Annotated in this window: 15 protein-coding genes and 1 tRNA gene; 11 read left to right on the top strand and 5 right to left on the bottom strand. The window is 71.7% G+C overall.

Annotated features, from left to right (window positions below; all coding sequences use genetic code 11):
- Window positions 1–58 precede the first annotated feature (58 nt).
- A complete protein-coding gene (locus V7Z97_RS03580; RefSeq protein WP_334161478.1) occupies window positions 59–1,138 on the bottom strand; it encodes a citrate synthase/methylcitrate synthase in 1,080 nt (359 codons plus the stop codon).
- 83 nt (window positions 1,139–1,221) lie between these two features.
- Here V7Z97_RS03580 and V7Z97_RS03575 point away from each other — a divergent pair, with 83 nt between their 5' ends.
- A complete protein-coding gene (locus V7Z97_RS03575) occupies window positions 1,222–2,385 on the top strand; it encodes a citrate synthase (protein WP_334161477.1) in 1,164 nt (387 codons plus the stop codon).
- Here the strand turns inward: V7Z97_RS03575 and gltB are convergent.
- Both gltB and V7Z97_RS03565 read right to left on the bottom strand, forming a co-directional pair.
- Window positions 2,382–6,923 (bottom strand): glutamate synthase large subunit, encoded by a 4,542-nt coding sequence (gltB, locus tag V7Z97_RS03570; protein ID WP_334161476.1) that lies wholly within the window; start codon window positions 6,921–6,923, stop codon window positions 2,382–2,384. The two genes, V7Z97_RS03575 and gltB, sit on opposite strands and share 4 nt — an antisense overlap.
- Before the next feature lie 5 nt (window positions 6,924–6,928).
- Complete coding sequence (locus V7Z97_RS03565; protein WP_334161474.1) at window positions 6,929–8,377, bottom strand: NAD(P)-dependent oxidoreductase; 1,449 nt, start codon at window positions 8,375–8,377, stop codon at window positions 6,929–6,931.
- Between the two features lie 214 nt (window positions 8,378–8,591).
- Here V7Z97_RS03565 and V7Z97_RS03560 point away from each other — a divergent pair, with 214 nt between their 5' ends.
- Window positions 8,592–9,392, top strand: a complete 801-nt coding sequence (locus V7Z97_RS03560) for an undecaprenyl-diphosphate phosphatase (protein ID WP_334161473.1) — start codon at window positions 8,592–8,594, stop codon at window positions 9,390–9,392.
- Here V7Z97_RS03560 and V7Z97_RS03555 read toward each other — a convergent pair.
- Window positions 9,389–10,363 carry a complex I NDUFA9 subunit family protein gene (locus tag V7Z97_RS03555; protein WP_334161472.1) on the bottom strand — a complete coding sequence of 325 codons (975 nt, stop codon included), beginning with the start codon at window positions 10,361–10,363 and terminating at the stop codon, window positions 9,389–9,391. The genes V7Z97_RS03560 and V7Z97_RS03555 overlap by 4 nt on opposite strands.
- 167 nt (window positions 10,364–10,530) lie before the next feature.
- Between V7Z97_RS03555 and V7Z97_RS03550 the strand changes: the two genes are divergently transcribed.
- The 5 genes from V7Z97_RS03550 to lptB all read left to right on the top strand — a co-directional run bounded on the left by V7Z97_RS03550 (window position 10,531) and on the right by lptB (window position 13,244).
- Window positions 10,531–10,617: transfer RNA gene (locus V7Z97_RS03550), tRNA-Leu, on the top strand.
- A gap of 27 nt (window positions 10,618–10,644) precedes the next feature.
- Complete coding sequence (locus tag V7Z97_RS03545) at window positions 10,645–11,289, top strand: ribonuclease D (protein ID WP_442958004.1); 645 nt, start codon at window positions 10,645–10,647, stop codon at window positions 11,287–11,289.
- Window positions 11,290–11,301: 12 nt separating this feature from the next.
- Complete coding sequence (gene lptC, locus V7Z97_RS03540) at window positions 11,302–11,925, top strand: LPS export ABC transporter periplasmic protein LptC (protein WP_334161470.1); 624 nt, start codon at window positions 11,302–11,304, stop codon at window positions 11,923–11,925.
- A gap of 12 nt (window positions 11,926–11,937) precedes the next feature.
- Window positions 11,938–12,474: an LptA/OstA family protein gene (locus tag V7Z97_RS03535; RefSeq protein WP_334161469.1), complete on the top strand. Its 537-nt coding sequence runs from the start codon at window positions 11,938–11,940 to the stop codon at window positions 12,472–12,474.
- Between the two features lie 2 nt (window positions 12,475–12,476).
- Window positions 12,477–13,244 (top strand): LPS export ABC transporter ATP-binding protein, encoded by a 768-nt coding sequence (gene lptB / locus V7Z97_RS03530; RefSeq protein ID WP_334161467.1) that lies wholly within the window; start codon window positions 12,477–12,479, stop codon window positions 13,242–13,244.
- Here the strand turns inward: lptB and V7Z97_RS03525 are convergent.
- Window positions 13,237–13,953, bottom strand: coding sequence for a helix-turn-helix transcriptional regulator (locus V7Z97_RS03525; protein WP_334161466.1), 717 nt, complete (start codon window positions 13,951–13,953; stop codon window positions 13,237–13,239). The two genes, lptB and V7Z97_RS03525, sit on opposite strands and share 8 nt — an antisense overlap.
- Window positions 13,954–14,043: 90 nt before the next feature.
- Here V7Z97_RS03525 and V7Z97_RS03520 point away from each other — a divergent pair, with 90 nt between their 5' ends.
- The 4 genes from V7Z97_RS03520 to hpf all read left to right on the top strand — a co-directional run bounded on the left by V7Z97_RS03520 (window position 14,044) and on the right by hpf (window position 17,737).
- Entirely contained in the window at window positions 14,044–14,781 is a 738-nt protein-coding gene (locus tag V7Z97_RS03520) for a glutathione S-transferase family protein (protein ID WP_334161465.1), read from the top strand.
- Between the two features lie 87 nt (window positions 14,782–14,868).
- Window positions 14,869–16,374 carry an RNA polymerase factor sigma-54 gene (rpoN, locus tag V7Z97_RS03515; RefSeq protein ID WP_334161463.1) on the top strand — a complete coding sequence of 502 codons (1,506 nt, stop codon included), beginning with the start codon at window positions 14,869–14,871 and terminating at the stop codon, window positions 16,372–16,374.
- 78 nt (window positions 16,375–16,452) lie between these two features.
- Window positions 16,453–17,076 carry an exopolysaccharide biosynthesis protein gene (locus V7Z97_RS03510; RefSeq protein WP_334161461.1) on the top strand — a complete coding sequence of 208 codons (624 nt, stop codon included), beginning with the start codon at window positions 16,453–16,455 and terminating at the stop codon, window positions 17,074–17,076.
- 31 nt (window positions 17,077–17,107) lie between these two features.
- A complete protein-coding gene (gene hpf, locus V7Z97_RS03505; protein ID WP_334161460.1) occupies window positions 17,108–17,737 on the top strand; it encodes a ribosome hibernation-promoting factor, HPF/YfiA family in 630 nt (209 codons plus the stop codon).
- Window positions 17,738–17,741 lie beyond the last annotated feature (4 nt).

The following is a 17,741-nucleotide window of genomic DNA, read 5'->3' as shown; positions in this document are numbered from 1 at the left end:
GGCCCGCCGCTGGAGCGCAAACGACTCTCATGTCCTATCCCGCGTCGTGGGAAAGGGCTCACGCCGCCTGCCGGGGCAGGGGGCCCACATAGCGCGACTGCGGGCGGATCAGCCGGCCGCCGGCGAGCTGCTCGCGGGCGTGGGCGATCCAGCCCGTCACCCGGCCCATGGCGAAGACGCAGGTGAAGGCCGACGGCGGCAGGCCCAGGGCCTCCAGCAGCAGCGCCGTGTAGAACTCCACATTGGTGTCCAGCGGCCGGTCCGGCTTCTTCTCGCGCAGGATCGCCAGCGCCGCCTGCTCGACCGCCTCGGCGAATTCCAGCCGGCCGGCGTTGGCCCCCTCGCTCAGCCGCCGCACCGCCCCCTTGAGGGCGTCGGCCCGCGGGTCGCGCACCCGGTAGATCCGGTGCCCGAAGCCCATCAGCCGGTCGCCGCGCGCCACCGCCGCCTCCAGCCAGGCCCGGGCGTTGGCCGGCTCGCCGATGGCGTCCAGCATCTCGATCACCGGGCCCGGCGCGCCGCCGTGCAGCGGCCCCTTGAGCGCGCTGATCCCGCCGAGCACCGCCGAGGTCAGGCCCGCCCGCGTCGAGGCGATCACCCGGGCGGCGAAGGTGGAGGCGTTGAGGCCGTGGTCGCTGACGGTGACGAGGTAGGTGTCGAGGGCGGCGGCCTGGCCGCGCTCCGGCGCCCGGCCGGTGATCATCTGCAGGACGTCGGCGGAATGGCCGAGCGCCGGGTCCGGCCGCACCGGCGCCTCGCCGCCCTGCGCCCGCACCACCGCGGCGGTGAACACCGCCGGCGCCGCCGCCAGCCTGAGCGCGGTCGCCAGGTCGTCGCCGTCGGCCAGCCGGGCGGTGAGCGCCCGCATCGCCTCGACCGGCGTGCGGTCCAGCAGGCCGGTGTCCAGCGCCGCCACCTCGGCGAACACCTCCGCCCGCGCCGCGGCGAGCGGGGCGGTGAGGTCGTCCGGCAGGTCGTCGAAGAAGCCGTCCCACAGGAGGCGCGCCACGTCCTCGAAGCGGGTGCGGCCGGCCAGCTCGTCCAGGGAGCGGCCGCGGATGATCAGGCGGCCGGCGCGGCCGTCCACCTCGGACAGCACGGTTTCGGCGGCGACGACGTCTTCGAGGCCATCGGACATGGCGGATCTCCATCAACTGTCTTGCGGCCCGCAACATTTGCCCGCAAGCTGGAACGGTCAATCTTGATCAACATGATCAACATATGTCGCAACTTGACTGGATCGCCGCCGAGGAAGCCCGCGACCGCCTGGGGGTCCGCCCCCAGACGCTCTACGCCTATGTCAGCCGCGGCCGGGTGCAGGTCCGCCCCGACCCCGGCGACCCGCGCCGCAGCCTCTACCGCGCCGCCGACATCGCCGCCCTCGCCCAGCGCAAGTCGCGCAGCCGCAAGGTGTCCGACGTGGCCGCCGGCGCCATCGCCTGGGGCGAGCCGGTGCTGGCCTCCGAGATCACCACCGTCGCCGGCGGCCGGCTGTTCTACCGCGGCCGCGACGCCATCCGGCTGGCCGAGACCGAGACCCTGGAGGCGGTGGCCCGCCTGCTGCGCGGCGGCCACGGCGCGGCGCTCAAGCGCACCGAGCGGCCGGCCCCGCCGCAGGCCCCGGACATGCGCGCCCGCGCCTTCCTGGCGCTCGCCCTCCGCGCGGGAACCGACCCGCCGGCCCGCGGCCGCCAGCCGCTGGCGCTGGCTGTCGAGGCCGCGACCCTGCTCGACGTGGTCACCGACGCCATCGCCGGCGAGGTGGGCGGCGGGGCGATCCACAACCGGCTGGCCCTGGCCTGGGGGCAGGGGCCCGGGGGCCCCGGCGCCGACCTGATTCGCCGCGTCCTGGTGCTGGTCGCCGACCACGAGCTGAACGCCTCGGCCTTCGCCGCGCGGGTGGCGGCCTCCACCGGCGCCTCGCTGTCGGCCGCGGCGCTCGCGGGATTGTCGACTCTTTCCGGCCCCCGGCATGGCGGCGCGACGGCGGCGGTGCGCACCTTCGCCGCCGAGGCGGCCCGGCTCGGCCCGCGTCAGGCGATCGCCGAGCGGCTGGTGGAGGACCGCGCCCTGCCGGGCTTCGGCCATCCGCTCTATCCGGACGGCGATCCGCGCGCCGCCGCCCTGCTCGACCGCTTCCGGCCGCCGCCGGAGCTGGCGGCCCTGAGCGAGGCGGTGCGCGCGGTGACGGGGCTGGCTCCCAACATCGACTTCGCCCTGGTGGCCGTCTGCGAGGCGCTGCGGCTGCCGCCCGACGCGCCCTTCGCCCTCTTCACCGTCGCCCGCTGCGCCGGCTGGATCGCCCACGCCATTGAGCAGGGCCAGACCGACGCCCTGATCCGGCCCAGGGCGCGCTACGTCGGTCCGGAGCCGGAGTTCGGCTAGGCGCGCCGATGCACGGCCTCCTCGGCCTCGAGGGCGTGGTCGAGGCGGCCGACCATCTCCTTCGGGCAGACCTGCCAGAACCGCGCCCGCGCCCGCTCCCAGTCGCGCAGCAGCGCCTCGGCGAGGCCGGAGCCGGTCTCGCGGGCGTGCTCCTCGACCAGCGCCTTCAGCACGCCTTCCCAGTGGGGGCTGGACACCCGGCAGGTGACCACGCTCTCGCGGTTCAGCGCGGTGTGGAAGCTGTCGTCGGGGTCGTGGACGAAGGCCATGCCGCCCGTCATCCCGGCCGCGAAGTTGAAGCCCACCGGCCCCAGGATCACCGCCGTCCCGCCGGTCATGTACTCCAGCCCGTTGGCGCCGCAGCCCTCGACGACGGTCACGGCGCCGGAGTTGCGCACCGCGAACCGCTCGCCGGCCAGGCCCGCCGCGAACAGCCGGCCCGACGTCGCCCCGTACAGCACGGTGTTGCCGAGGATGGCGTTCTTCTCGGGCCTCGCCAGGTGCGGCGAGGGCCGGATCGCGATGGTCGCGCCCGACAGGCCCTTGCCGACATAGTCGTTGGCCTCGCCGGTCAGCTCGATCCGCAGCCCCTGGACCGCGAAGGCCCCCAGGCTCTGGCCGGCCGAGCCCTTGAGCTGGACCGTCAGGTGCCCGGGCGCGAGCCCGTCCATCCCGAACCTGCGCACGATGTGAGAGCTGGTCCGGGCCCCGATCGAGCGCGCCGTCGACGCCACCGTGTAGGTGAGCTGCATCTTCTCGCCGCGCTCGAACACCGGCGCGGCGTCGCGCACGATCTGGGCGTCCAGGGTGTCGGGCACCTCGTTGCGGCCGACGACCGTGCAGTAGGGCCTGTTCTGGCCCGGGTCGGCCTTCACCAGCAGCGGGTTCAGGTCGAGGTCGTCCAGGTGCTCGCCGCCCCGGCTGACCTGCATCAGGAGGTCCGTGCGCCCGACGATCTCCTGCAGCGACTTGGCGCCCAGCGACGCCAGGATCTCGCGCACCTCCTCGGCGATGAAGGTGAAGAGGTTGATCACCTTGTCCGGCGTGCCGGTGAACTTCGCCCGCAGCGCCTCGTCCTGGGTGCAGACCCCCACCGGGCAGGTGTTGGAGTGGCACTGGCGCACCATGATGCAGCCCATGGCGATCAGGCTGGCCGTGCCGATGCCGAACTCCTCGGCCCCCAGCATGGCGGCGATCACCACGTCGCGGCCCGTGCGGATGCCGCCGTCGGTCCGCAGCCGCACCGAGTGGCGCAGGTTGTTCAGCGTCAGCACCTGGTTGGCCTCGGAGAGGCCCATCTCCCACGGCCCGCCGGCGTACTTGATCGAGGTCTGGGGCGATGCGCCCGTGCCGCCGACGTTGCCGGAGATCAGGATCACGTCGGCCTTGGCCTTGGCGACCCCCGCGGCGATCGCCCCGATCCCGGTCATGGCCACCAGCTTCACGCAGACCCGGGCGTCCGGGTTGATCTGCTTCAGGTCGTAGATGAGCTGGGCCAGGTCCTCGATCGAATAGATGTCGTGGTGCGGCGGCGGGCTGATCAGCATCACGCCGGGCGTCGCGTGGCGCAGCTTCGCGATCAGCTCGGTGACCTTGAAGCCGGGCAGCTGGCCGCCCTCGCCGGGCTTGGCGCCCTGGCTGACCTTGATCTCGATCTCGCGGCACTGGTTCAGGTACTCGGCCGTCACCCCGAACCGGCCCGACGCGATCTGCTTCACCGCCGAGTTCGGGTTGTCGCCGTTCGGCAGCGGCCGGTAGCGCGCGCGGTCCTCGCCGCCCTCGCCGGAGACGCTCTTCGCCCCGATCCGGTTCATGGCGATGTTCAGCGCCCCGTGCGCCTCGGGGCTCAGCGCCCCAAGGCTCATGCCGGGCGTGACGAACCGCTTGCGGATCTCGTTGACGCTCTCGACCTCGTCGATGGCCACCGCCTTGCCGTCCGGCCGGATGTCCAGCAGGTCGCGCAGCTGGATCGCCGGCTGCCTGCGCATCCCCTCCGAGAACCGCCGGTAGACCTGGTAGTCGCCGCGGTCGCAGGCCGTCTGCAGGGTGTGGATCATCCGCGCCTCGAAGGCGTGGGCCTCGCCCGCCCGGCGCGACTTGTAGAAGCCGCCCACCGGCAGGGAGAGCGCCGCCGGGTCCCAGGCGCGGCGGTGCAGCTCCACCGCCTTGGCCTCCAGGCCCGCCAGGCCGATGCCGGAGATGCGCGACGGCATGCCCGGGAAGAACTCGGCCACCAGGCTGCGCGACAGGCCCACGGCCTCGAAGTTCAGCCCGCCGCGGTAGGACGAGATCACCGAGATGCCCATCTTGGCGATGATCTTCAGCAGGCCGCCCTCGATGGCCTTCTTGTAGTTCAGGCACAGCTCGCGCAGCGTCAGCTCGCCGGTCAGGCCGCGGTCCTGCCGGTCCAGGAAGGTCTCCTGCGCCAGGTAGGCGTTCACCGCCGTCGCTCCGCAGCCCACCAGGACCGCGAAGTAGTGGGTGTCCAGGCACTCGGCCGAGCGCACCACGATGGAGACGTAGGACCGCAGCCCCTTCGCCACCAGCCAGGCGTGCACCCCGCCCGTCGCCAGGATCATCGGCAGGGCGACCCGGTCGGGGCCGGTCTCCAGGTCCGACAGCACGATGGTCGAGCAGCCGCGCAGCGCCGCGTCCTCGGCCTCCAGGCGGATCCGCTCGAGGTTGGCGCGGAGCGCGTCTCCGGGCCGGGACTCGCCGGCCGGCAGCGGCATGGTGCAGTCGACCACCGCCACGTTCTTCCCGCCGATCGCCTCGACAAGGCGCGCGTACATGCCGGTGGTCAGCACCGGGCTGTCCAGCACGAAGACGTCGGTCTGGGTCTCGTCCTCGGCCAGGATGTTGCCGAGGTTCTTGAACCGGGTCTTGAGGCTCATCACCGCCGTCTCGCGCAGCGAGTCGATCGGGGGGTTGGTCACCTGGCTGAAGTTCTGCCGGAAGAAGTGGCTGAGCGGCCGGTACTCGCTGGACAGCACCGCCAGCGGGGTGTCGTCGCCCATGGAGCCCACCGCCTCCTTGGCCTCCTCCACCATGGGGGCGAGGATCAGCTCCAGGTCCTCCAGGCTCATGCCGGCGGCGGCCTGCCGGCGGACCAGGGCCTCGCGGCTGAACAGGCGCTCTTCCGCGCCGGGGCCGATCTTCTCCTCCAGCTCGACCATGTTGCCGAGCCAGCGGTCGTAGGGATGCTGGGCGGCCAGGCGGTCGATGATCGCCTCCTCGCCGTAGAGCCGGCCCTCGGTGAGGTCGACGGCCAGCATCCGGCCCGGCGCGATGTGCGACTTCCGGGTGATCCGCGCCTCCTCGATCCGGCACATGCCGGCCTCGGAACCCACGATCAGCAGGCCGTCGTCGGTCTCGGTGACCCGCAGCGGCCGAAGACCGTTCCGGTCCTTGCCGGCGACCACCCAGCGGCCGTCCGTGGCGCAGACCGCCGCCGGCCCGTCCCAGGGCTCCATCACCGCGTTGGCGTAGGCGTAGAGCGCCCGGTGCGCCGGCTTGATCTGGTCTTCGGTCCGAGCGTTCCACGCCTCTGGGATCAGCAGGGTCTTGGCCATCGGCGCGTCGCGCCCGGCGCGGACCAGCACCTCGAAGGTGTTGTCCAGCGCCGCGCTGTCCGATCCGCCCGGCTGGATCACCGGCTTCACGTCCTCCTGGTAGTCGCCGAAGGCGCCGGCGGCCATGCGGATCTCGTGGCTCCGCATCCAGTTGCGGTTGCCCTTGAGCGTGTTGATCTCGCCGTTGTGCGCCAGCATCCGGAACGGCTGGGCCAGCCGCCATTCCGGGAAGGTGTTGGTCGAATAGCGCTGGTGGAAGATCGCCACCGCCGCCTGGAAGCGCGGGTCGGTGAGGTCCGGGTAGAACTCGTCGATGTGCTCGGCGAGGAACATCCCCTTGTAGATCAGCGACCTGGCCGACAGGGAGCAGATGTAGAAGTGCTGGATGTTGGCCTGGGCGACCTGCTTCTCGATCCGCTTGCGGCACAGGTAGAGCGCGCGCTCCAGCGCCTCGCCCTCCAGCCCCGCGGGCGGCGAGAGCATGATCTGCTCGATCTCGGGCCGGGTGGCGTTGGCCTTCTCGCCGATCACCGAGGTGTCGGTCGGCACCTGCCGCCAGCCGTAGATGTAGAAGCCGAAACGCAGGGCCTCCGCCTCGACGATGGTCCGGCAGGTCTCCTGGGCGGCGAGGTCGGTGCGGGGCAGGAAGACCTGGCCCACGGCGATGGGACCCGGACGCACCTTGTGGCCGATCCGCTCCACGTGGGCGGCGAAGAAGTCGCGCGGCACCGAGACCAGCACGCCCGCGCCGTCGCCGGTCTTGCCGTCGGCGTCCACCGCGCCGCGGTGCCAGACCGCCTTCAGCGCCCGGATCGCCAGCTCCACCACCTCGCGCCGCGGCCGGCCGTCGATGGCGCAGACCAGGCCCACGCCGCAGGCGTCGTGCTGCTCGGTGATGTCGTAGCCGCCGTTGGCCTCCAGCAGCCGCCCGCGCTCGGACAGGTAGTGTTCCACATAGTCGGTCATGGCGGTCACTCCGCGGCCAGGAGCGCCCCGGCGCTCCGCTGGGCGGCCAGGTGGCGGTGGATGGCGTCGGCGGCGTCGCGGCCGTCGCGGATGGCCCAGACGACCAGGCTCGCGCCGCGCACGATGTCCCCGGCGGCGAACACGCCGGGGATCGAGGTCGCCATGGTCCGGAAGTCGGCCTTCAGCGTGCCCCAGCGGGTGGTGGCCAGCTCCGGCGCGTCGAAGGCGGCGGGCAGGTTCTCGGGGTCGAAGCCCAGCGCCTTGATCACCAGGTCGGCCCTCAGGTCGAAGTCCGCGCCCTCGACCTCCTCCGGGCTCTGGCGGCCGGAGGCGTCGGGCGGGCCCAGCCGCATGCGCGCGGCGCGCACCCCGGCGGCCTGCATCGCCTCGCCGGTGACCGCGCGCGGCGCGGCCAGCCATTCGAAGATCACGCCCTCCTCCTCGGCGTTCATCACCTCCCGCACCGAGCCCGGCATGTTGGCCCGGTCGCGGCGGTAGAGGCAGGTCACCGAGGCCGCGCCCTGGCGGATGGCCGTGCGCACGCAGTCCATGGCGGTGTCGCCGCCGCCCACCACCACGACGTTCCGGCCCGCCGCGTCCAGCCGCCCGTCGGCCAGCTCCGGGACCTCGTCGCCCAGGTCGCGGCGGTTCTCGGCGATCAGGTAGTCCAGGGCGGCGACCACGCCTTGCGACCCCGCGCCGGGGGTCGCCAGGTCGCGGGCCTTGTAGACCCCGGTCGCCACCAGAACCGCGTCGTGGCGTTCGCGCAGCTCGGCCAGGGTGGCGTCGCGGCCGACCTCGAAGCCCAGGCGGAATTCGATTCCGCCGTCGGCCAGCCGCTGCGTGCGGCGGGCGACCACGTCCTTCTCCAGCTTGAAGCCGGGGATGCCGTAGATCAGGAGGCCGCCCGGCCGGTCGTGGCGGTCGTAGACGGTGACGGCGTAGCCCTGTTCGCGCAGGCGCTCCGCCGCCGCCAGGCCCGCGGGGCCCGCGCCGATCACGCCCACCGACTGGCCGCGGTCCGGGCCGGCGACCAGCGGCTGCACCCAGCCCTGCTCCCAGGCCTTGTCGGTCAGGTACTTCTCCACCGCCCCGATGGTGACGGTGCCGTGCCCCGACTGCTCGATGACGCAGTTGCCCTCGCACAGCCGGTCCTGCGGGCAGATCCGGCCGCAGATCTCCGGCATGGAATTGGTCGCCTGGGAGAGCGCATAGGCCTCCTGCAGCCGGCCCTCGGCGGTCATCCGCAGCCAGTCGGGGATGTTGTTATGCAGCGGGCAGTGGGTCTGGCAGAACGGCACCCCGCACTGCGAGCAGCGCGAGGCCTGCTCGGCCGCCTTGGCGTCGATGAACTCCGCATAGATCTCGTGGAAGTCGCCCGTGCGTGCGGCCGCGTCCCGCTTCGGCGGGGTCGCCCGGGGCGTGGTCGTGAACTTCAGCATGCGCTCGGCCATGGGCGATCGCTCCTTCCAGAACGGCCCACATAGGCGACGGCGCGGCCGTGGAAAACCCGGTCATCCAGAAATTGGACCATGTTCCCGCGTCAGCTCGCGCGCCGGTCGTCTCCTGAGACCATCTCGCACCCAGATAGTCCAATTTTGAGATGAACCCGATGTTCACCATAGTGCCGCCCCTTTCGGCCACCTGCCGTTTTCCGTGGAGTCCGCCGTGCCCGAGTGGGTCAAAGCCATCATCCTGGGCGTCGTCGAGGGGCTGACGGAGTTCATCCCGGTCTCGTCCACGGGCCACATCCTGCTGCTGGGCCACTTCCTGGGGTTCGATTCCACCGGCAAGACCTTCGAGGTGATGATCCAGCTCGGCGCGATCCTGGCGGTGATCACCGTCTACTTCGCCCGGCTCTGGAACGTGGCGACCAACCTGCACCGCGACCCCGGCGCCCGGCGGTTCGTGCTCTCGATCGTGCTGGCCTTCCTGCCCGCGGGCTTCCTCGGCTTCCTGCTGCACGACTACATCAAGGAGGTGCTCTTCGAGACGCCGGCGGTAATCTGCGTGAGCCTGATCCTCGGGGGCTTCGCCCTGCTCGCCGTGGACCGCATCCCGCGCGCGCCCGTCCACACCGACGCCGGCGCCTTCCCGCTGAAGACCGCCCTGGCGATCGGCTTCTTCCAGTGCCTCGCCCTCGTCCCCGGGGTCTCCCGCTCAGGGGCCACCGTCGCCGGCGCGCTCATCATGCGCTGCGAGAAGAAGGCGGCGGCGGAGTTCTCGTTCTTCCTCGCCATGCCGACCATGGCCGGCGCCTTCACCGTCGACTTCGCGAAGAACTACAGGCTGCTGAGCCCGGACGACGCCGGGATCATCGCGCTCGGCTTCGTCTGCGCCCTGGTGGCGGCGATCATCACCGTGCGCAAGGTCGTGGACTTCGTGGGGCGGCACGGGTTCGCCCCCTTCGCCTACTGGCGGATCGCGGTCGGGCTCGCGGGCCTGGCCGGGCTGGCGGCCTTCGGCTAGCGGACCGCCGCGAACGCCCGCTCGTCCTGGTCGGCGTACTGGCCGCCCCGGCGGTAGCGGTAGAGGTAGGTCGGCAGCACGGCTTCGAGGGTGGTGGGGGTGATCCCCAGTTCCTCGAGGCCCGGATAGGCGCCGCTCACCACATTGTCGGTCTTCAGCAGCTTCGCCTGGTCGGCGGTGATCGGCGGCGGCACGATCCCCTTCACCAGGTCGAACGCCGAGCCCAGCAGGCCCGCCGCGAAGCCCGGCAGCGGCAGCAGGATGCGCCGGCGGCCGGTCTCGGCCAGGATCATCGCCATCAGCTCGCGGAAGGTGAACACCGCCGGCCCGCCCAGCTCGTAGGTCTGGGCCGCGCATTCCTCCAGCGTGACCATCCTGGCCAGCGCCTTGCCCACGTCGCCCACGAACACCGGCTGGAAGCTGTTGGTCCCGCCGCCGAACAGCGGCAGCGCCGGGCTGAAGCCGGCCATGGCGGCGAAGCGGTTGAAGAAGTCGTCGTCCTGGCCGAACACGATCGAGGGCCGGGCCACCACCGCGTCCGGATAGATCTCGCGCACCGCGCGCTCGCCCTCGGCCTTGGTGCGGGCGTACTTCGACTCCGAGGCCTCGTCGGCGCCGAGCGCCGACATCTGCACCACGCGCGTCACGCCCTCGGCCCGGGCCGCCTCGGCGACGTTGCGGGCGCCCATCACATGGACGGCCTGGAAGCCCTGCCGTCCGGTCTCGTAGAGCACGCCCACCAGGTTCAGCGAGGCGGTGGCGCCGTCCAGCGCGCGGCGGATGGAGTCCGGGTTGCGGATGTTGGCCTGGACCACGTCGATCTGGCCCACGTCGCCGTGCAGGCGCATGGCGTAGCCGAGGCTCGGGTTGCGCACCGCCACCCGGATCCGCCAGCCGGCCTTGGCCAGCTGCCGCACGGCCTGGGTCCCGATGAAGCCCGATCCGCCGAAGACGGTGACTAGGTTCTGCATGGCCGCGCGCGTTCTTCCGGAGAGCTCGAAACTGCGCCTGCGGATAGACGATGCGGCCCTCCGCCGCAATGCGACGGTGAGGCGGGTTTCGCAAACCTGCTGCGGCGCCGTTGACCCGGCCCGGCCGGCGCCCTAAGGAACCGCCCTCGCGCGATCCGGTGGGTCGGGCCCAGGTGGCGGAATTGGTAGACGCGCTGGCTTCAGGTGCCAGTGGCTTAACGGCCGTGAAGGTTCGAGTCCTTTCCTGGGCACCATCCCTCTCTCTATAGTGGAGAGCCGGGATGGATCGCCGGAGCGAGCGCTTTTCAGTGACGACCTATACGCACAGGGGCGACCTGCCCGCAGACGCCCTTGCTGGCGCTTCGGCCGTCGCCATCGATTCGGAGACCATGGGCCTGCGGCTCGGCCGCGACCCGCTGTGCGTGGTGCAGCTCTCCGACGGCGGGGGCGACGCCCACGTCGTGCAGCTTGACCGCGCGACCTACGACGCCCCCAACCTCAAGCGCCTGCTGACCGATCCCGGCGTGCTGAAGCTCTTCCACTTCGGCCGCTTCGATATCGCCATGTTCTGGCTTCATCTGGGGGTGGTGACCGCTCCCGTGTACTGCACCAAGATCGCCTCGAAGCTCGCGCGGACCTACACCGACCGCCACGGCCTCAAGGACGTGACCAAGGAACTGCTGAACGTCGACCTCTCCAAGGTCCAGCAGAGCTCCGACTGGGGCGCGGCCGACCTCTCGGAGGAGCAGGTGGCCTACGCCGCCTCCGACGTCATGCACCTGCACGCCCTGCGCCAGCGCCTGGACCAGATGCTGGTCCGCGAGGGCCGCGACGGCCTGGCCAGGGCCTGCTTCGAGTTCCTGCCCCATCGCGCCCTTCTCGACGTCGCCGGCTGGGAAGACGTCGACATCTTCGCGCATTCGTAAGGGGGAGCGGGCATGGCGGCGGCCGACCCCTCCACCATGGCGACGCCCAGCCGGCGTCCCGAGATCGTGCGCTGGCGCCGCCGTTCGCGGGTCCTGCGCCTGCTCAGGCTCGGCCTGCCGGCGGCCATCGTGCTGATCCTCGCGGTCATGGCCGGGTCCGTGGCGTGGAACGCGCTGCGCGCCAAGCCGACCGAGGCCGGCGACCCCGACGCCCCGATCCGCCTGGTGAACCCCCGCTTCGTCGGCCGCGACGACAAGGGCCGCGCCTTCGTGCTCACCGCCGCCTCGGCCACCCGCGACCAGGCCGACTACCAGCGGGTGATCCTGGACAAGCCGGCGCTGGTGATGGACGAGGAGGGGCCGGACCCCCTGCGGATCTCCGGCGGCGCCGGCGTCTACCACGAGGGGAACCGCAAGCTGCAGCTCTCCGGCGGCGTGCGCCTTTCCGGCGCGCGGCAGGCGTTCGAGACCGCCAGTTCCATGTTCGACACCAAGACCGGGGAACTGGTGGGTTCAGGTCCTATTCAGGGGTCCGGGTCCCTTGGAGAAATCAGCGCGAAGTCCTATGCCGTCTACGGCAGAGGCGAGCGGATGGTGTTCAAGGGCGGCGTGCGGACGCGGCTCCAGACGAAGTAGCAGGCGATGCGGATGAAGCTCCTTTCGACGATCACGGCGGCGGCCCTGGCCCTCGCGGCCGTCCCGGCCGTGGCCCAGCTCGCCCAGGACACCAGCGCCCCGGTGGACATCACCGCCGACGAGCTGGAGGTGATCAACACCGAGTGCGTCTCCATCTGGCGCGGCTCCGCCGAGGCCCTGCAGGCCGACGCGCGCCTGCGCGCCAATGTCCTCACGGCCCGCTTCCAGACCCGGGGCGCCACCACCGCCGGCGCGGGCGACTGCGGCGACCTCGTGCGCATGGAGGCCCAGGGGCAGGTCTACTACGCCACGCCGCAGCAGCGGGTGCGGGCCGACAACGCCGTTTACGAGGCCACTGGCGAGACCCTCACCATGACCGGCGACGTGGTCGCCGTTCAGGGCCAGAACGTGCTGCGCGGCACGCGCATGGTGATCAACACCCGGACCGGGCAGGGGACGATGCAGGGCGCCGCCACCGGCCGCAATCAGACGGGCCGCGTGCGCGGGGTGTTCTACCCCAGCCAGCAGTCCGCTCCGGCGCGTCCCTAGCCGTGGCGCTCAAGCAGAACCAGGTCGCAACGACCCTCCCGGACCTCGCGGGCGAGGGGCTGGTCGTCGACAACATCGGCAAGTCCTATCGCGGGCGGCCGGTGGTGAAGGGCGTCTCGCTGCGGCTGGCCCGCGGCGAGGTGGCGGGCCTGCTCGGCCCCAACGGGGCGGGCAAGACCACCTGCTTCTACATGATCACCGGCCTGATCCCGGCCGACTACGGCGCCATCTACCTGGACGGCGAGAACATCACCGCCCAGCCGATGTACCAGCGCGCCCGCATGGGCCTGGGCTACCTGCCGCAGGAAACCTCGATCTTCCGTGGCATGACCGTGGGCGAGAACGTCATGGCCGTGGTCGAGCTGCGCGAGCGCGACCGCAAGAAGGCCCGCGCCATGGTCACCGAGCTCCTCGAGGAGCTGCACATCGAGCACCTGCGCAACGCCCCGGCCATCTCGCTCTCGGGCGGGGAGCGCCGCCGGGTGGAGATCGCCCGGGCGCTGGCCTCCGAGCCGTCCTTCATGCTGCTGGACGAGCCGTTCGCCGGCATCGACCCGCTGGCCATCGCCGACATCCGCGAGGTGATCAGCTACCTGAAGAAGCGCGGCATCGGCATCCTGATCACCGACCACAACGTGCGCGAGACGCTCGACATCATCGACCGCGCCTCGATCATCCACGCCGGCGAGGTGCTCTTCGAGGGCAGTCCGGACGAGATCGTCGACGATCCGGAAGTGCGCCGGGTCTACCTGGGCGACCGCTTCAACTAGCCTCCCGCATGGCCCGCATCCGCAGGCCTTCCTCCGCGCAGTACTTCCGCCAGCGCGCGCGCAGCGCCGCCGGCCGCTCCGGATAGCGGTCCTCCAGGAACTCGGCCTCCGAGACCCGGTCGGTGCGGAAGCTGCGGAAGTCGCTGCGCAGTTCGCACCACGCCACCAGCAGCCGCACGGTCTCGTGGTAGCCCACGGCGAAGGGCCAGATGATGCGCTGCGTCTCGCGGTCCTGCTCGTCGCGATAGGCCAGCCGGATCTTGCGGCCGGCGTGGATGGCGCGCCGCGCCTGGCCCATGTCGATCCGGTCGGGCAGGGCGTTCCAGTTGGGCGCCGCCCGCGTCGCCGGCTCCAGCACCAGCGGGCGCAGCCGCTCGGGCACCGCCACCCCGATCTTGGCGATCAGGTCCATGGCCGCGCGGGCCAGCTCCGGGTCCCCCCGGCGGGCCACCCACTGCGCGCCCAGCACCGCCGCCTCGATCTCGTCCGGCGTCAGCATCAGCGGCGGCAGGTCGTACCCGCCCTCGAGCACATAGCCGACCCCCGCCTCGCCGCGGATCGGCACCTGCTGGCCGACCAGGTCGGCGATGTCCCGGTAGACGGTGCGCTTGGAGGTCTCCAGCTCCGCGGCGATGGCGTCGGCCGTCACCGGCCCGCGGTTGCGCCGCAGCACCTGGATGATCTGGAACAGCCGGTCCGCCCGCCGCATCGCCTCTCCCGCCAAGCTGCTGACAGAATGATGGCAGCAGGGGGCGCCTAGTCTGCCTGCGTGTCAACTCGCACGGACGGAGAGCTCGCCATGATCATCCTCTACGGCGCCCAGGCGGCCTTCGGCCTGCCGCAGGTCAGCCCCTATGTCACCAAGACCGAGGTGCAGCTGAAGATGGCGGGGCTCGCCTACGAGCCGCGCGACGCCGCTCCGGACGAATCGCCCAAGGGCCAGATCCCGTTCATCGACGACGGCGACGCGCGGGTGGCCGATTCGACCTTCATCCGCCTGCACCTGGAGCGCGCCTACGGGGTCGATTTCGACGAGGGGCTCGGACCCCGACAGCGGGCCGAGGCCTGGGCGGTGGAGCGGATGCTGGAGAATCAGCTCGGCTGGGTGATCGGCTACTTCCGCTGGCTCACGCCCGAGAACTTCGAGAAGGGCCCGGCCCACTTCTTCGACGGCGCGCCCGCCGGGATGCAGGACGCCCTCCGCGCCGAGGTGCTGGCCGAGGTCCGCGCGGCCATGCGCGCCCAGGGCGTGGCGCGCCATTCCGACGCCGAGATCGTCGAGCTCGGCCTGCGGTCTGTCGCCGCACTGTCGGAGATCCTGGGCGACCAGCCCTTCCTGTTCGGCGACCGGCCCTGCGGGACCGACGCCACCGCCCTGGGCATGCTGGCGGCGCTCTACACGCCCTTCTTCCCCTGCGAACTGCGGGACCGGGCGCTCGGATTCGGCAACCTTGTGGCCTACGCCGACCGGCTGATGGCGCTGTTCTACCCGGAATTTCCGTGGGCCGCGCAGGCGCAGGCCCCGCTCGCGGCCTGACCGGGTGATGAATTTCCCGGCCGGTTAACCAATCGGTTGGGAAAGCGCCCCTAGCCTCCAGCAAGAAACAGGCCAGAGGGGGCTTCCTTGGCGCTCGGCGCGCGACTCGAGATCCGGCAGGGACAGGGGCTGGTCATCACGCCCCAGCTGCAGCAGGCGATCAAGCTGCTGCAGCTGTCCAACATGGAGCTGGAGGCGTTCGTCGAGGGCGAACTGGAGCGCAACCCGCTGCTGCAGCGGGAGGACCGCGAGGGCGAGGCCGAGCCCGAGGCCCCGGTCGAGGCGGCCCAGGACGTCTCCGCCGACCGGATCGACGACGCCGGCGCCCGCGCCGAGATGGACGTCAGCCACGACGAGGCCTCCCCCGGCGAGCGCGCCACCGGCGACGCCCCGGACGCTCCCGCGGCGGATGCGGGCGGGGCGATCGACTGGTCCCGCGCCGGCAACGGCGGCTCCACCGGCTTCGACGGCGATCCCGACGCCATGGAGAGCGCGCTCACCCGCGAGAAGACGCTCGCCGAGCACCTCTACGACCAGCTGGCGGTGGCCGGCCTCACGCCCGCCGAGCAGGCGGTGGCCAGCGTCCTGATCGACGCCGTGGACGAGGGCGGCTACCTGCGCGCCGACCTCTGGGAGGTGGCCGAGCGCCTGGGCTGCGACGAGGCCCTCGTGGAGCAGGTTCTGGGCGTGATTCAGGGCTTCGAGCCCACCGGCGTCGCCGCCCGCGACGTGCGCGAATGCCTGATGCTGCAGCTCAAGGACCGCAACCGGTTCGACCCGGCCATGGACGCCCTGCTCGACAACCTGCCGCTGCTCGCCCGGCGCGACATGGCGGCGCTGAAGAAGGCCTGCGGCGTCGACGACGAGGACCTGAAGGAGATGGTCGCCGAGCTGAAGGCGCTGACGCCCCGGCCCGGCGCGGCCTTCGGCGCGGAGCCGGTGCAGCCCGTGGCCCCCGACGTGTTCGTGCGCGAGAGCCTGGGCGGCCTCTGGCACGTGGAGCTCAACTCCGACACCCTGCCCCGGCTGCTGGTCGACCAGCGCTACCACGCCCGCGTGGCCGGGGCGGCTCGCTCCGACCAGGAGAAGACCTTCGTTTCCGACTGCCTGGCCCAGGCCAACTGGCTGGTGAAGAGCCTCGACCAGCGGGCCCGCACCATCCTGAAGGTGTCGTCCGAGATCGTGCGCCAGCAGGACGCCTTCCTCGCCTACGGCGTGGAGCACCTGCGGCCGCTGAACCTGAAGACCGTCGCCGACGCCATCGGCATGCACGAATCGACGGTCAGCCGCGTCACCTCCAACAAGTACATCGCCACCCCGCGCGGCGTGTTCGAGATGAAGTTCTTCTTCACCTCGGCGATCCAGGCCACCGAAGGCGGCGAGGCCCACTCCGCCGAGAGCGTCCGCCACCGCATCCGCCAGCTCATCGACGCGGAGGCCAGCGAGGCCGACGTGCACTCCGACGACCGCATCGTGGAGATCCTCAAGCAGGCCGGCGTGGACATCGCCCGGCGCACCGTCGCCAAGTACCGCGAGGCCATGCGCATCCCCTCGTCGGTCGAGCGGCGCAGGCTCTTGAAGGACGCCGTCTAGCCGCCGGCCCGATTGCGGGCCGGTGTTGCCAAAAAACGCCTTGGCGGGCCGTTCTCAAGACCCCAGATGGAGCTGTCGATGCATGACCGCTCCGAGACCCACCAGTCCCTGTCGGACATCCTGAAGGCCCTCGCCGAACACGAGGAGCCGCAGATCTCCGTCGCCCAGATGGTGGAGCGGTTCGGCGGCCGGGCCCTGGGCGGGCTGCTGCTGATCTTCGGGCTGGCCTGTTCGCTGCCCCTGCCGCCTGGCGGCACCACCATCTTCGGCGCCCCGCTGCTCCTGCTCGCCCCCCAGCTGGTGATCGGCGCGCGCCATCCATGGCTGCCGGCCAAGGTCCGGCGGGGCTCGGTGGCCACCGCCGACCTGCGCAAGGGCCTGCCGCGCATCCTGCCCTGGGTCCGGCGGGTGGAGGCGGTGTCGCGGCCCCGCTTCGCCTTCCTGTTCGGCGGCGTGGGCGAGCGGGTGTTGGGCGTCACCTGCACCCTGCTGGCCGCGATCCTCATCCTGCCGATCCCGCTCGGCAACATGCTGCCCGCCGCGGCCGTCAGCGTGCTGTCGCTGGCGCTGATCCAGCGGGACGGCCTGCTGGCCCTGTTCGGCTATGCGCTGACCGCCGCCAGCTTCGGGGTCCTGGTGCTCGCCGGCAGCCTCCTGACCCACGGATTCCAGCAGCTGCTCGGACTATTTTCGCACGCTTGACACCATCGGGCGCCGCGCGCGTTGATGGGGCATGCAAGTCCAAGTCACCGGCAAACACGTCGATGTCGGCGAGGCTCTGCGCACGCGGGTCTCCGACGAACTCTCCACCAGCATAGGGAAGTATTTCGACCGCGGCGGCGGAGCCGACGTGGTGGTCAGCCGCGAGGGCCAGTCCTTCAAGGTCGACTGCGCCGTCACCCTCGCCTCGGGTCAGCAGCTCACCACCCACGGTGTCGGCGGCGACGCCCACCTGGCCTTCGACGCCGCCCTCGAGAAGATGGACAAGCGCATCCGGCGCTATAAGCGGCGACTCAAGGACCACTCCGCGGCCGCCCAGGCGCGGCAGGCCGAGACGGCCGCCTACTTCGTCATCCAGGCGACCGACGTCGAGGACGTGGAGGAGGACGAGGACCTCGACGATGGCGCGACCGGAGCCTTCCCCGAGCCCATGGTCATCGCCGAGACCGAGAAGCCCGTGCGGACGATGACCGTTTCGGGGGCGGTCATGGAGCTCGACCTGACCGAATCTCAAACAATCGTGTTCCGGAACGCTGCCCACGGCGGATTGTCGGTGGTATATCGCCGCCCCGACGGGAACATCGGCTGGATCGACCCCGAGCGGACCAAGAACGGGAATGGCGACGGAACCGGCGAGGCCTGACCGC

This window comes from Phenylobacterium sp. (genome assembly GCF_036821595.1).
Lineage (GTDB): Bacteria > Pseudomonadota > Alphaproteobacteria > Caulobacterales > Caulobacteraceae > Phenylobacterium.
Note: the sequence above shows the minus strand (reverse complement) of the source record. Positions and strands in the feature narration are given on the sequence as shown.

Excerpts from the sequence above, each read along its gene's own strand:
- V7Z97_RS03580 (WP_334161478.1), bottom strand. The coding sequence starts at position 1,138 with ATGTCCGATGGCCTCGAAGACGTCGTCGCCGCCGAAACCGTGCTGTCC.
- V7Z97_RS03575 (WP_334161477.1), top strand. The coding sequence starts at position 1,222 with ATGTCGCAACTTGACTGGATCGCCGCCGAGGAAGCCCGCGACCGCCTG.
- gltB (WP_334161476.1), bottom strand. The coding sequence starts at position 6,923 with ATGACCGACTATGTGGAACACTACCTGTCCGAGCGCGGGCGGCTGCTG.
- V7Z97_RS03565 (WP_334161474.1), bottom strand. The coding sequence starts at position 8,377 with ATGGCCGAGCGCATGCTGAAGTTCACGACCACGCCCCGGGCGACCCCG.
- V7Z97_RS03555 (WP_334161472.1), bottom strand. The coding sequence starts at position 10,363 with ATGCAGAACCTAGTCACCGTCTTCGGCGGATCGGGCTTCATCGGGACC.
- V7Z97_RS03545 (WP_442958004.1), top strand. The coding sequence starts at position 10,645 with ATGGATCGCCGGAGCGAGCGCTTTTCAGTGACGACCTATACGCACAGG.
- lptC (WP_334161470.1), top strand. The coding sequence starts at position 11,302 with ATGGCGGCGGCCGACCCCTCCACCATGGCGACGCCCAGCCGGCGTCCC.
- V7Z97_RS03535 (WP_334161469.1), top strand. The coding sequence starts at position 11,938 with ATGAAGCTCCTTTCGACGATCACGGCGGCGGCCCTGGCCCTCGCGGCC.
- V7Z97_RS03525 (WP_334161466.1), bottom strand. The coding sequence starts at position 13,953 with ATGCGGCGGGCGGACCGGCTGTTCCAGATCATCCAGGTGCTGCGGCGC.
- V7Z97_RS03520 (WP_334161465.1), top strand. The coding sequence starts at position 14,044 with ATGATCATCCTCTACGGCGCCCAGGCGGCCTTCGGCCTGCCGCAGGTC.
- V7Z97_RS03510 (WP_334161461.1), top strand. The coding sequence starts at position 16,453 with ATGCATGACCGCTCCGAGACCCACCAGTCCCTGTCGGACATCCTGAAG.
- hpf (WP_334161460.1), top strand. The coding sequence starts at position 17,108 with ATGCAAGTCCAAGTCACCGGCAAACACGTCGATGTCGGCGAGGCTCTG.